Origin of the sequence: Rhizobium sp. NZLR1 (assembly GCF_017357385.1) — a bacterium.
GTDB lineage: Bacteria > Pseudomonadota > Alphaproteobacteria > Rhizobiales > Rhizobiaceae > Rhizobium.
The window spans coordinates 3230231-3243319 of the sequence record NZ_CP071632.1 but is presented as its reverse complement, the minus strand read 5'-3'; the positions used below and the strand labels follow the sequence as shown (position 1 = coordinate 3243319).

General features: G+C 61.7%; 15 protein-coding genes. 7 read left to right on the top strand and 8 right to left on the bottom strand.

The annotated features are described in order from the left end of the window. The first annotated feature begins 71 nt into the window (after positions 1-71). Complete coding sequence (locus tag J3O30_RS16170; RefSeq protein ID WP_207581281.1) at positions 72-1100, top strand: aldo/keto reductase; 1029 nt, start codon at positions 72-74, stop codon at positions 1098-1100. 78 nt (positions 1101-1178) lie between these two features. Here the strand turns inward: J3O30_RS16170 and J3O30_RS16165 are convergent, their stop codons facing one another. The 6 genes from J3O30_RS16165 to lgt all read right to left on the bottom strand — a co-directional run bounded on the left by J3O30_RS16165 (position 1179) and on the right by lgt (position 7163). Further along, entirely contained in the window at positions 1179-2111 is a 933-nt protein-coding gene (locus J3O30_RS16165) for a ribose-phosphate pyrophosphokinase (RefSeq protein WP_207581280.1), read from the bottom strand. Between the two features lie 105 nt (positions 2112-2216). Then, the gene (locus tag J3O30_RS16160; protein ID WP_207581279.1) at positions 2217-3044 is read right to left on the bottom strand and encodes a hypothetical protein; all 828 of its coding nucleotides are present in this window, start codon (positions 3042-3044) and stop codon (positions 2217-2219) included. 87 nt (positions 3045-3131) lie between these two features. Next, positions 3132-4283 (bottom strand): Xaa-Pro peptidase family protein, encoded by a 1152-nt coding sequence (locus tag J3O30_RS16155; RefSeq protein WP_207581278.1) that lies wholly within the window; start codon positions 4281-4283, stop codon positions 3132-3134. A gap of 5 nt (positions 4284-4288) precedes the next feature. Beyond that, complete coding sequence (pgeF, locus tag J3O30_RS16150; protein ID WP_207581277.1) at positions 4289-5083, bottom strand: peptidoglycan editing factor PgeF; 795 nt, start codon at positions 5081-5083, stop codon at positions 4289-4291. A gap of 111 nt (positions 5084-5194) precedes the next feature. Then, entirely contained in the window at positions 5195-6295 is a 1101-nt protein-coding gene (locus tag J3O30_RS16145; protein ID WP_207581276.1) for a class I SAM-dependent methyltransferase, read from the bottom strand. Between the two features lie 19 nt (positions 6296-6314). Then, on the bottom strand, positions 6315-7163 hold the full coding sequence (gene lgt / locus J3O30_RS16140) for a prolipoprotein diacylglyceryl transferase (protein WP_207581275.1): 849 nt from the start codon (positions 7161-7163) through the stop codon (positions 6315-6317). 202 nt (positions 7164-7365) lie between these two features. On the opposite strand from lgt, the gene J3O30_RS16135 reads away from it, so the two are divergent. From J3O30_RS16135 to J3O30_RS16120, 4 genes are all read left to right on the top strand, one after another. After that, on the top strand, positions 7366-7626 hold the full coding sequence (locus J3O30_RS16135; protein WP_207581274.1) for an accessory factor UbiK family protein: 261 nt from the start codon (positions 7366-7368) through the stop codon (positions 7624-7626). 493 nt (positions 7627-8119) lie between these two features. Beyond that, positions 8120-8620: a YbjN domain-containing protein gene (locus J3O30_RS16130; RefSeq protein WP_207581273.1), complete on the top strand. Its 501-nt coding sequence runs from the start codon at positions 8120-8122 to the stop codon at positions 8618-8620. Position 8621: 1 nt separating this feature from the next. Then, positions 8622-9449, top strand: coding sequence for a pyrroline-5-carboxylate reductase (gene proC, locus J3O30_RS16125; protein ID WP_207581272.1), 828 nt, complete (start codon positions 8622-8624; stop codon positions 9447-9449). 10 nt (positions 9450-9459) lie between these two features. After that, positions 9460-9801 (top strand): tRNA-binding protein, encoded by a 342-nt coding sequence (locus J3O30_RS16120; protein WP_207581271.1) that lies wholly within the window; start codon positions 9460-9462, stop codon positions 9799-9801. 62 nt (positions 9802-9863) lie between these two features. Here the strand turns inward: J3O30_RS16120 and J3O30_RS16115 are convergent, their stop codons facing one another. Next, positions 9864-10508: an MBL fold metallo-hydrolase gene (locus J3O30_RS16115; RefSeq protein WP_207581270.1), complete on the bottom strand. Its 645-nt coding sequence runs from the start codon at positions 10506-10508 to the stop codon at positions 9864-9866. A 287-nt stretch (positions 10509-10795) separates the two neighbouring features. On the opposite strand from J3O30_RS16115, the gene J3O30_RS16110 reads away from it, so the two are divergent. Continuing rightward, a complete protein-coding gene (locus tag J3O30_RS16110) occupies positions 10796-11413 on the top strand; it encodes a DUF1236 domain-containing protein (protein WP_207581269.1) in 618 nt (205 codons plus the stop codon). A gap of 188 nt (positions 11414-11601) precedes the next feature. After that, positions 11602-11871 carry a hypothetical protein gene (locus tag J3O30_RS16105; RefSeq protein ID WP_207581268.1) on the top strand — a complete coding sequence of 90 codons (270 nt, stop codon included), beginning with the start codon at positions 11602-11604 and terminating at the stop codon, positions 11869-11871. A 90-nt stretch (positions 11872-11961) separates the two neighbouring features. Here the strand turns inward: J3O30_RS16105 and J3O30_RS16100 are convergent, their stop codons facing one another. Then, entirely contained in the window at positions 11962-12852 is an 891-nt protein-coding gene (locus J3O30_RS16100) for a branched-chain amino acid aminotransferase (protein ID WP_207581267.1), read from the bottom strand. Positions 12853-13089 lie beyond the last annotated feature (237 nt).

Sequence of the window (13089 nt, the reverse complement as noted above, 5' to 3'; positions counted from 1 at the left end):
TTTTTCGCAATAATCCTTTCTGGCATTGTCTTTCCAGCCGATCACGACAATCCAACGAATGGAGAGATGACATGCGATATACGACCCTTGGCCGGACCGGACTTGCCGTTTCCAGGCTAGCCTTTGGCGCGATGACCTTCACATCGGGCGATCGCAGCATCGGTTCGATCTACAAGACCGATGCCGATGTTGCCGATGCGCTGGTCGGGCAGGCTCTTGATGCCGGCGTCAACTTCTTCGATACGGCCGACGCCTACGCATCCGGTCAGTCGGAAACGATCCTCGGCCAGGTTCTGAAGGCGCGGCGCAACGAGGTGGTAATCGCCACCAAGGTCGGCTTCCGCACCGGTACGCTGCTCGGCCAGGCCGGGCTCTCCCGACGTCACATCCTCTGGTCGATCGAGCAGAGCCTGAAACGGCTCGGAACGGACTGGATCGACGTCTATATCGTCCATAAGGAAGACCCGTTCACGCCACTGGAGGAGACACTTTCGGCGCTCGATGCGGTGGTGCGTTCCGGCAAGGTGCGTTATATCGGCTTTTCCAATTGGTCGGCGTGGAAGGTGGCGGCGGCGCTCGAAATCCAGAAGGCCAACGGGCTCGCCCCCTTCACGCATGGACAAATGTACTACTCGCTGCTCGGCCGCGATGTCGAGCGCGACATGGTTCCAATGCTACAGCGTTACGGTCTTGGGCTGACCGTCTGGAGCCCGCTCGCCTCGGGGTTTCTCTCCGGCAAATACACTCGCGAAACGCTCGGCGATCCGGAAAACCGCTATTCCGGTTTCGATATTCTACCCTTCGACAAGGAACGGGGCTTTGCGCTGGTCGAGCGCATGCGGGCGATCGCGACGGCGCACGGGACGAGCGTCGCGCAGGTGGCGATCGCCTGGCTGCTGGCGACGAAGGCGGTCACCAGCGTGCTGCTCGGGGCTTCGAAGCCGCATCAACTGGCCGACAATCTCGGCGCGGCGGATCTGGTGCTGGATGAAGGGGAACTCGCAGCCCTTGACGCGGCGACCGAGCCGGCGCCGGTCTATCCGAACTGGTTCATCGATAATCTCGTCGATTCACAGCAGAAGGCTGCTTTCAGCCGCTGAGCGGCAGCATCGCAATTTGAGAAAAGCCGTCTGCATATCATTGCGGACGGCTTCCCCGTGCCGGCAGATAGCTGAATTTCAGTCGAAAAGGCTAGAGACAGACTCTTCCTGGGCCGTTCGGCTGATGGCTTCGCCGATCAGCGGCGCCGTCGTCACGATGCGGATATTGTGGGCCGAGAGCACGGCCGTGGTCGGCTGGATCGAATCCGTGATGACGAGTTCGCGAAGCTTTGAGGACGCGACGCGGGTGACCGCGCCGCCGGAAAGCACGCCGTGGGTGATATAGGCGGTGACGCTGGCTGCGCCCTTGGCCAACATCGCGTCGGCTGCGTTGCAGAGCGTGCCGCCGGAATCGACGATGTCGTCGATCAGCAGGCAGTCCTTGCCGGTGATGTCGCCGATGATGTTCATGACTTCTGAGTCACCCGGCCGATCGCGACGCTTGTCGACGATGGCCAGAAGACAGTCTAGCCGCTTGGCAAGCGCGCGGGCGCGAACCACGCCGCCGACATCAGGCGAGACGACCATGACGTTGCTGAGGTCATAATGGCTCTTGATGTCGCGCGTCAGCACGGGCATGGCGAAGAGATTGTCGGTGGGGATATCGAAGAAGCCCTGGATCTGCCCGGCATGAAGATCGAGCGTCATGACGCGGTCGGCGCCGGCTTCGGTAATGAGGTTTGCAACCAACTTGGCGGAGATCGGTGTGCGGCCTGAAGCACGACGGTCCTGACGCGCATAGCCGAAATAGGGAAGCACTGCGGTGATGCGACGGGCTGAGGAACGACGCATCGCGTCGATCATGATCAGCAGTTCCATCAGGTGGTCATTAGCGGGGAAGGCGGTGGGCTGTACGAGGAAAACGTCCTCGCCGCGCACATTTTCCTGGATTTCCACGAAGATTTCCTGATCGGCAAACCTTCGAACACTGGCTCTCCCCAAGGGAACGTTGAGATAGGTGCAGATCGCTTCGGCGAGTTGCCGGTTCGAATTGCCTGCGAAAACCTTCATTTTGGTCCGCCTGTTATGCGCTGATAGCCGCGCTTTTTAGCCAGCTTCCCCGTGAATGCAAGGGGAAAGGCGCCACAGGCATTCATATTTGCAAAAAGTTTGTGACTAACCGCCCTGCGCCTGCCGCCAGGAAGAGAATTCCGCGATGGTTTTCGAGCCGATCTGCTGCATCACCGAGGCAGGAACGCCCGCCCAGGGGTCGGCCGCCGCCGTCGGCACGCTTTCCTGCCCCTGAATGCGGTGCAGGCGGCCGCCGCCACTGTCGAGAACGTCCCAGACGTAGACCACGGTGACCTTGCCGTCGTCGCTGAAGGCGGAGAGATAGCCTTTGAGAATGTAGTCGCTGCTCGCATCGGTCGAGCTCTTGATGGAAAGGCCGTGCGCGCGGGCCTCGGCGCCAAGCTGGCGCGAAAGCGGCGTCACCGCCTGCACCGGTGCGCCGATGATCGGCAGGAAGCGCACCGTGTTGCCCCGGCCAGAGGAGGCGCGGGCGTTGAGAGCGGCGGTCTGTTGCGGCTGTTGCGTCTCGGCCGGTTGCTGCGTCGACTGTGCGGGAAGTTGTTGTCCGTTGGAAGCCGGCGGTGGCAGCGATTGCCCCTCGATCGGAGCGGAGGCGGCGGGCGAGGAGCTGCTTCGCGACAGGGCGTCTGCCTGCTCCTGCATTGTCGTCGGCGGTGCGCCGGTGCCCGCCCGATAGGCCTGCTGCGACTGATCATAGGCTGGATGGTAGGTGCGCGGCTGCGAATTTCCGGCGAAGACCCGTTGGCGGGAGCCCGCCAGATCCTCGGCCTCGCTCTGCGTCACCGGACTCGACGACGCGCGCGCGGAAGAATCGCCGATATCGACCTGCGGTGTCAGCGCATCGGTGGTATTGCAGGCGGTCAGCAGCGCCGTTACGACCAGGAGCGTGGGCACAATCGCAGCTCGCGTCATCCCTTGATCCGTCCTTCCCATCGCATCAGCCCCGTCCGAATTTATGCGGGCGGGGGCGGGCGTCTGTCAATTCCGGATTCTCAAGGGTCAAAGACCGATGAAATCGAGCGGATGGCGGGACAGCGCGCGCGGCGCATCCGCCGTCGTCAGATAGGTCTGGCCAAGCGTCATCGCGGTGCCCGTGTCGGAATCGGCGATGATCATGTGCACGAAGAGCGACATGTTCGGCTCGATCGGTTGCGGATTGCCGACATGGAACATCTGGTGCTCCATCCAGGAGGGCGAGAAGCGGGCGCCGAGCGAATAACCGCAGGCATTCAGCCGGTGGCGGGCGAGGCCGCGCTCGTCCATGATCCTGGCATGCATGTCGAAGACATCGCCGAAGGTGTAGCCGGGCTTCAGGACGGTCTCAATCGCCTCGATGGTTTCACGGCAGGCATTATAGAGCTCGCGGTGGCGTTGCATCGGCTCGCCGATGACGATCGTGCGCATCATGGCCGCATGGTAATGGGCGTAAGCGCCTGCCCATTCGAGCGTCAGCTGGTCGCTGGCGTCGAGCTTGCGGCGGCCAGCCTTGTAACGGCAAAGCAGGGCATCGGCGCCGGAGCCGATGATGAACTCGTTGGCGGGATAGTCACCGCCGCCGGAAAAGATCGCGCCCTGCATGGCGGCGAGGATATCAGCCTCGTCGGCGCCGGGTTTTGTCAGCCGGATCGCGGCATCGAGCGCATCGTCGGCGAGGATGGCGGCACGCTCGACATAGGCGACCTCAGTCGGGCTTTTGACGAGGCGCAGCCGACTGACGAGGTAGGAAGCGTCGACAATCTGGCCGAAGGTGGTCAGTTGCGCATCGAGCAGGCGGGCGACGCGGCCGGTCATGCCGTGCGTATCATATTCGACACCGATGCGGGCGCCGAGCAGGTCCATCTCGACCAGCAGGTTCTTCAGGTCGAGCGTCGGATCGGCGTTGATCCGGTCCACCCAGATATGGATGTCCTCGAGGATCGAGGTATGCCTGGCCTGGCGAAGATCGGCCGAGCGGGTGATCAGCGCCATGGTGCCGTCGCTCTTGACGATCATCGTCTGGAAGAAGCAGTAGCCGAAGGTGTCGTAGCCGGTCAGCCAGTACATGCTTTCCTGAGCGAAGAGCAGCAGGGCGTCGAGCTTCTCTTCCTTCATTTTCTCGGTGAGGCGCGCAAGCCGGCTTGCGAATTCGGCCTTTTCGAAGTGCAGTGCCATTCTGCTCACGTCTCCCTGATTGATATCGCGGAAATCTGGCGGCCGTAATCCGGCTCCTTGCGATGTGTCGTCCTGCGGTAGGAAAAGAAGCGCTCGCTGTCCGGATAGGTGCAAAGGCCGAGGTTTTCGGTCCGCACGCCGGCTTTCGTCAACCGGTCGACGGTCAGCGCCGGCAGATCGAACATGGCGTGGCTGGGCGTTGCCGAAGGCGCGAAGAAACGTTGGTAATCCGGGTTCTCGGCGATGAAGCGCTCGATGAATTCCGGGCCGACCTCATAGCTTGTCTGGCTGATCGAGGGGCCGAGGCAGGCGACAATATGCGTGCGGTCCGCCCCCAGCGCCTCCATGGCGGCGATGGTGTTTTCGAGCACGCCCGTCAGCGCGCCCTTCCAGCCGGCATGGGCAGCGCCGACGACGCGATTGTCCGGGTCGGCGAACAGGATCGGGCCGCAATCGGCGGCAAGCACGCCAAGCGCGATGCCAGGGGTGCGCGTCACCATCGCATCCGCATCGGGGCGGGCGCCGTCGTAATCGGCGTCGACCGTCACGACGTCTGGGGAATGGACCTGATGCACGGTCGCCAGCCGCTCGACCGGCAGGCTGAACCAGGCGGCGACGCGGCGGCGGTTTTCCAGGACCTTGTCGCGTTCGTCACTGGAGCCGAGGCCGACATTGAGGCCACGATAAAGCCCTTCGGAAACGCCGCCGGCCCGGGTGAAATAACCGTGGCGAATAGTGGCGCCCGCCGCTTCGTTCAGCAGCGCGCTTTCGATCGGTGCGGGAGAAGCCGCGTCCTGCATCTGTGATTCCGGGGTTTTTTAAGGGGTTTGTTATTATCCCAAGCGCATCGCACAGGCGGCGCGCTTCAAGTTCTTGTTCGCGCGGATGTTGAACCAGCCGCGGGCGCCCTGTCAATCCACCGGACGAAAGGGCATGAGGTCGACTGCGGGATGAGAGACCGCCATCACCTTGAAGAGTTCGCCCATCCGGCCTTCACCGGCTCCGGCGAGCCGTTCCACTGCCGTCTGGATGACTTGCTGGGTTTGCGGTTCGCGGTCGTGGCCGAGGGCAGCGGCACGTTCGAGGATGCCGAGGCCGCTCAGAAAATCACCCTGATGCAGGGCGCCGTTCAAATGGACGCCGACCGCAAGCGCCGTTTCGGCGAGCTGTTGAAAGTCGACATGGCTCGTCAGATCTGCTTCACCGGGATGGGCGAGCGGCGGGTCGAATTCATGCATACGCACGGCCTGCAGCGTATCGCCGAAGCCGGTTACGAGATGGCCATAGTCGATCGCGAGCGCTGTTCCGCCGAAGGCGCGCAGCCGCTCGCAGATTGCCATCATCACAGCCTGGCGGGCAGGCGAGATCTCGAAGAGCGTGCCGAGCGGCAGGTTCTGCACCAGTTCGGGGAGAAGTGCCGGATCGAGGCCGGCGACGCCGGCGGCGAAGGTCAGCGCGCCATCGGCATCAATGCCGATCATGCGCTCGCGGAAACCCGTCGGCATGCGGACGAACTGGCGGATCGGGATAGCGTCGAACAATTCGTTGGCGGCTATCAGCGTGAAGCCTGATGGCACTTCGTCGAAGCCGTCGTGCCAGGCGATTTTTCCGGCGTAGGCTTCGAGCGTCTGGCTCTGGACGTCGCGCAGGCGTTCGCTGGTTTCGACGAGATGCACGGTCATCGCGTCGAAAAGCGGCGGGGCGATGCGGGAGATGACGCGCAGCATATCGGCCATCATGGTGCCGCGACCGGGGCCGATCTCGACGAGGCGGACGCCCGTCGGGGCGCCGTGACGTTGCCAGGCATGCACGATGAAGACGCCGATCATTTCGCCGAAGATCTGGCTGACCTCGGGCGCGGTAACGAAATCACCCGAACGGCCGAAGGGCTCGCGGGTGCGATAATAGCCGTGTTCGGGATCGGCCAGGCAGAGCGAGAAATAATCGGTGACGCTGATCGGGCCGTTGGCCTGGATGATCGCCTTGATCTTTTCGCCTAGAGCGGTGGTCATGTCGCGCGTCCTGCCGTTTTCAGAGCTGCAGCGCAGCCTGGCGGCGTGCCCGCAGCATCGCCCAGAGGCCAAGCAGGATCATCGGGAACGAGAGCACCATGCCCATGGTCAGCCAGTTCGTGCCTAGGAGGTAACCGAGCTGGGCGTCAGGCTCGCGGAAAAATTCGACGAAGATGCGCGACAGCGCATAACCGCAGACGAAGACACCGGTGATGAAGCCGGGGCTTTTCAGCGCGCGCATGCCGTAAACGAGAGCGGCCAGCACCAGCAGGAGAACGATGCCTTCGAGGCCGGCTTCGTAAAGCTGGCTTGGGTGGCGGGCGAATGGACCGCCGCTCGGGAAGACCACAGCCCAGGGCACGTCGGTCAACCGGCCCCAGAGCTCGCCATTGATGAAATTGGCGATGCGGCCGAAGAAGAGGCCGAAGGGAACGACGGTGGCGACGATGTCGAACAGGCTCCAGATCGGGATAGCGTTGCGGCGGGCAAACAAGATCATGGCGATCGTCGTGCCGGTGAGGCCGCCATGGAAGGACATGCCGCCGTTCCAAATCTCGAGTGCACGGATAGGACTGCGCAGGACGGCGGGGAGATCATAGAAGAAAATATAGCCGAGACGACCGCCGAGGACGACGCCAAGTGCCGCCCAGACGATGAAATCGTCAAGCTGCGTCCTTGACATCGGCGAGACATTGCCCAGCCAGAGTCCATCATTGGCGGCGAGGCGGCGCGCATAGGCCCAGCCGAGCAGGATGCCGGCGACATAAGCAAGACCGTACCAATGAATCGCCAGCGGGCCGACCGAAAAGGCAATCGGATCGATGTCAGGGAAAGGCATGATGGCAAGGAGATTGGCTGCTGTCGGCAAGGTTTTCCCACCTGTTTGTTTGCGCGGAACATGCCGCTGCGATCCCGGACGGTCAAGTCCATTGTTCGTGATGGCCCTTCCGCAGCCGGTTCAGGCACGCTTATCCCATGCAAAGCGCTTGCATCGCGGCTGGCGAAGCCCTACCTCAATCTTTGAGGCCCCGAAGGGCTGAATTCACCTCATGCGAAGGGAGAAAACCGCCATGACGACCGGAACGAACCGCATCATGGACGAATTCGCCAAGCTGATGACCGATGCGGCTGGCGCCGCCCAGGGCGTCCGCAAGGAGATCGAGACCGCCTTCAACGCTCAGGCGGAGCGCTGGCTGAATAGCATGGATATCGTCAAGCGCGAGGAGTTCGAGGCGGTGCGCGAGATGGCGATCAAGGCGCGCGACGAGAACGAGGCGCTTACCGCCCGCATCGCGGCACTCGAGGCGAGGCTTGCCGGCGAGGGTCACTAAGGCGTCGCGATCTTTCAGATTCGCTTCCTGCGCTTTAGGTCTCTGTTTTTTCGCATGTCGTAACCGCAAAGCCGCTGAACACTTTTGCGCGACATGCTTCAAAGTCCCGACATGAAGCAGATGCGGCAGCCGCCTTCATTGCAGATGCCGCATGTGCCACAAAAAAATCAGGTGAATTTTCCGCCTGTGGACACTGCCAAAAAAGCCAATTCGCAGAGTCGCTTATTCTCCCTTCTGAATTGAGTTTCGAAGAGCTTTCCACAGTCGCCCGGTCCTATTTTCCCCCCAGGGGGCTGGCAGGGGGCAGGTGGCATTATACACTGATTTTAAATGATGATTCGAAGCGACTTGGTAAGCTCCGGGCAGGTTATCTGCGTTACGTCTGGCAGCGGTTCAACGATCATCCGAGTGGTGGTTTCCGGTATTTGCGTGTGTCTTTCTTGTGTTCATACATCAAGTTAGGTCGCATTCGTTCCGGTCAAGAAGGTGCTGCATGAACCTGATGGAATTGGAAGTTGAGCGTCAGTCGAACCCGGTCGACATGATCGAGTACGTTGCCTCCCACAACGACTGGTCGTTCGAACGGTCCGGCGAGGACGAGATCGCGATGACGGTCGAGGGGCGCTGGACGGACTATCACGTCTCCTTCTCCTGGATGGAGGAATTCGAAGCGCTGCACCTTGGCTGCGCCTTCGATATCAAAGTTCCCGACATCAGGGTCAACGAGGTGGTCAAGCTGCTCTCGGCGATCAATGGGCAGGTGCTGATGGGGCATTTCGACCTCTGGCGCCAGGAAGATGTCGTCATTTTCCGCCAATCGCTGCTGCTTGCCGGTGGCGCGGAACCCACAAATCGCCAGGTCGAGGTGCTGCTTTCCAGCGCGCTCGACACCTGCGAAGCCTATTTCCAGGCATTCCAGTTCGTCGTATGGTCCGGCATGGAAGCGACGAAAGCGATGGAAGCCGTGCTGTTCGAAACAGTCGGCGAGGCATAAGATGCCCGCGAACCTTGTCTCCTCGACAAATCCCGTCGTCCTGATCGGCGCCGGAAATATGGGCGGGGCAATGCTCTCCGGCTGGCTGAAAAGCGGCGTTCCGGGCTCGGCCGTCATTGTCGTCGATCCCGGCCCGTCGGTGGCGATGCTGGCGACAATCAACGAGGCCGGCGCGACCCATGTGATCGCGCCTCCGGCGGATTTGAAGGCAAGCGTGCTGTTTCTCGCGGTCAAGCCGCAGGTAATGGAGACGGTGTTGCCGGCGGTTAAGAGCGCCGTCGGACCGGATACGGTCGTGGTCTCGGTCGCGGCCGGCAAGACGCTCGGTTTCCTCGAAAGGCATCTGGGCAAAGCCGCCATGGTGCGAGCTATGCCAAACACGCCGGCCATGGTCGGGCGCGGCGTTACCGGCGCCTTTGCCAATTCAGGGGTCAGCAATCAGCAGCGAGAGCGTGTTCATTCGCTTCTCAGCGTCTCGGGGCCTGTGGAATGGGTGCCTGCAGAGGCCGATATCGATGCCGTGACGGCGCTTTCGGGCAGCGGTCCTGCCTATGTGTTCTATCTCGTCGAATGTATGGCGGAAGCAGGCCGTAAACTCGGCTTGCAGGCGGACCTCGCCATGCGTCTTGCGCGGGAAACAGTCGCGGGGGCTGGTGAACTCTTGCACCAGTCCCCCGACGACGCTTCGCGGCTACGGCAAAATGTGACCTCTCCCGGCGGCACGACGGCGGCGGCACTCGCCGTGTTGATGTCCGAAAACGGCATGCAGCCTCTGTTCGACGCAGCACTGGCGGCGGCGCGCAAGCGGGCCGAAGAGCTGGCCGGCTGACGGAGACGATATGGCCGAAGAGATCACCTACGCCGATTTCGAGCGTGTCGACATCCGTATCGGTACGATCGTCGAGGCCAGTCCCTTTCCGGAAGCGCGAAAGCCGGCATTCAAGCTGGCGATCGATTTTGGTCCCGAGATCGGCACGAAAAAATCCTCAGCGCAGATCACCGTGCATTACACGCCGGAAAGCCTGATCGGCCGGCAGGTGTTCGGCGTCGTCAATTTCCCGCCACGCCAGATCGGGCCGTTCCGCTCGGAAGTGCTGACGCTGGGCTTCGAGGACGAGAGCGGCGCGATCGTGCTTGCTTCCGTCGAACGGCCGGTGCCGAACGGTAGCAAGATGATGTGACCGTGAGCTCACACCGTTTTATCGGCTTTTCGTCCGATGCGCTCGCCCGGATCTTCACCGGCTCAAATACCCTTTAGAAATGGATTGCTTCGCCGTTCGTCGCCGATGCGGCTGCCGGGGCCGTGGCCGCAGATGAAGCCGACGTCGTCGCCGAGTGGCAGCACCTTGTCGCGGATCGAATCGAGAAGCTGCTGATGATTGCCGCCCGGCAGGTCGGTGCGGCCGATCGAACCGTTGAAGAGCACGTCGCCGAGGTGGGCGAAATTCTGCACCCGGTTGAAATAGATGACATGGCCGGGGGCGTGGCCGGGCGTGTGGTAGACCTCGAATTCGTGGGCACCGAACGCGATCTTGTCGCCATCCTTCAGCCAGCGGTCGGGCAGGGTGTTGCGCAATCCCGATATGCCGTATTTTTCGGCCTGGGTCTCGATCCGCTGCAGCAGCGGCAAGTCGTCCTGATGCGGGCCGACAACGTCGATGCCGAGGGCCTCCTTCAACTCGGTGGCACCGCCGGCATGGTCGAGATGGCCATGCGTCAGCCAGATTTCCTTGATGACCAAACCGTTCTCCGCGATCGATTGCAGGATGAGCGGCACATCGCCGCCCGGATCGACGACGACGCCTTCCTTGGTGTCTGCATCGAAGAAGATCGTGCAGTTCTGTTGGAAGGGTGTCACCGGAATAATGCCGGCCTGGAGCATGCCCATAACTGCCTCGCTTGGTGTCTCGGATGCTCAGGGTATAGTCCGAAACCGTGCGAAGGACAGCCGGAATCTTCTGCCTTAGAGGCGCGTATCACGGCAAAAAGACGCGCTGAAACAAGAATTTATGGATCTCCACCCTGTCGCTGGATGTCATTAAAATCGAATTTTATCCCGAAAATTCAATTGCTTGCCTGAAGCCGCCTGAGCGTAGCGCTTTGCACTGCGGAGCGCATGGGAACATCGTGGAATGCCGCGCGTTGTCAGCCCATCGAAACTAAGGAGACGCTCACATGACCTTGAAGAGAAACATTCTGCTGGCGGGGGCCGTGCTCCTGGCGACCGCTGGCCTTGCGCAGGCGGAGATGACGGCGACGACCGTCAACGATCTCAACGTCCGCGCCGGCCCCGGCCCGCAATATCCGGCAGTTGGTCTTGCCACGCGCGGCTCGACCGCGGTGCTTGATGGCTGCATCGAAGGCAGCCGCTGGTGCCGTGTCGACGTCAACGGCATGCGCGGCTGGGTCTATGCCGATTATCTACAGGTCGACCAAGGCGGCAGCCAGGTCATCGTCGAGCAGCACCGCGCCGAGATCGGCGTTCCCGTCGTGACCTACGAGTCGACCGCCAGTGTCGTCCCAGTTGATCCGCAGCCGGCGCCGGGCGACGAGTTGCTCGGCCCGGTCGGGGCTGTCGAGACCATCACTCCGCCCGAAACGGTCCGCACCTATATCGACACCAATCCCGGCCAGACGGTGCAGCTCGGCGGCGATGTCGTCGTCGGCGCCGAAGTCCCTGGCGACGTCACCTTCCAGACGATCCCGGATTATGGGTACCGTTATACGAGGATCAACGATCGGCCGGTGCTGGTCGATCCCGGTACACGCCGGATCGTCTACGTTTATCAGTGATGTAATCGGCAAAATACAACGGGGCGGTCGGCTGGCCGCCTCGTTTCCAGCCCCTTCTGCTTCATCCCTTGCCTCCCGCATGGGTTGATTTTTTCTTAACGCTTTCCTCCTGAATATGATAAAATGCTAACATGCCGAAGGTTCGGCATATAAACGGCGATCGGGGAGATCGCCAGAGGAGGAAAGTCATGGAAGCCCTACTTCCGCTCGTCACACAGTTGATTGCCGGCGCCATCGGCGGCAATGCCGCGAGCGCCGCCTTAAAGCAGAACGCGATTAACGTCGTCGCCCGTACGATCGCAGGCGCGATCGGCGGTGTCGCCGGCGGCATGCTGCTCAGCATGGTCGGTGGGGAAGCGGCTATGACCGGCCTGATCGCCGACGGCATCGGCGGATTGATTGGCGGCGGCATTCTCTCGACGCTCGCCGGACTGGTCATGGCACGGGCGCATCGGTAAATGCCCGGCCGGCGTTCAGCTCAGCGCCGCGCCTTTTCAGCCGTGCGGCGCCGTAACGCTTTGAATTGCCGGGCGATCGCGTGAAGGATCTTATCCGGCAGCGACTGCCGCCGGATAGACGTCCTTCATGTAGTCGTTCATCAGCGTCTCGGAAATCACCGACGGCGTGAAGCGATGCGGGCCGATCTCGGAAACTGGGGTCACCTCAGCAGCCGAGCCGGTGAGGAAACACTCGCTGAAGCCGGGGAGCTCTTCCGGCAGGATCGCGCGTTCGATGACCTCGATGCTGCGGCGTTTGGCGAGTTCAATGACGGTCTGGCGGGTGATGCCGTTCAGGAAGCAATCCGGGGTCGGCGTGTGAATGACGCCATCCTTGATGAAGAAGATGTTGGGGCCTGTCGCTTCGGCGACCTGGCCGCGATAATCGAGCATCATTGCATCGGCATAGCCCTTGGCTTCGGCGGCGTGCTTGGAAATGGTGCAGATCATGTAGAGACCGGCAGCCTTGGAGGCGCAAGGCGCAGTCTTCGGATCGGGACGACGGTATTCGGCGATATCGAGGCGGATGCCCTTCAGCTTCTCGGTCGGATTGAAATAGCTGCCCCATTGCCAGATGGCGATGGCGACATTGATGCGATTGGCCTGCGCCGAAACGCCCATCATCTCACTGCCGCGCCAGGCGATCGGCCTGACATAGGCATCTTGGAAACCCTGGCGCTTCAAGAGCTCGACGGTCGCCGCGTCGAGTTCCTCGACGGAGTAGGGCACATTGAAGCCGAGGATCTCGGCGGATCTGTGCAGGCGCTGGTTATGTTCGGTGAGCTTGAACACCTGGCCGCCATAGGCGCGCTCGCCCTCGAAGACGGCGCTGGCATAATGCAGGCCGTGCGTCAACACGTGGATCTTGCCGTCCTTCCAGGCGACAAACTCGCCGTTGAACCATATTTCGCCGTCCAGCTGGTCGAAAGGAACTGAAGCCATCCCTAGTCTCCTCCGGCGCTTCAAGCGCCATGCCTGTTGATTGTTGTCCCCATTACGTTTTATCCACAGACGCAAGGGGAAATCGCGTATTGCGTCGGAGTGCAGGACGGGCCTTGGTTTCTGGGGAAATGCCGAGGAATAAAAGTCCGTGCGGGGCTCTCCCAGAGGTCGGAAAGCTAGCCGCGACGCAAATTTATGTCAATAAAGCTGACATATCTTGGCGAAAGTTTCCCGCGG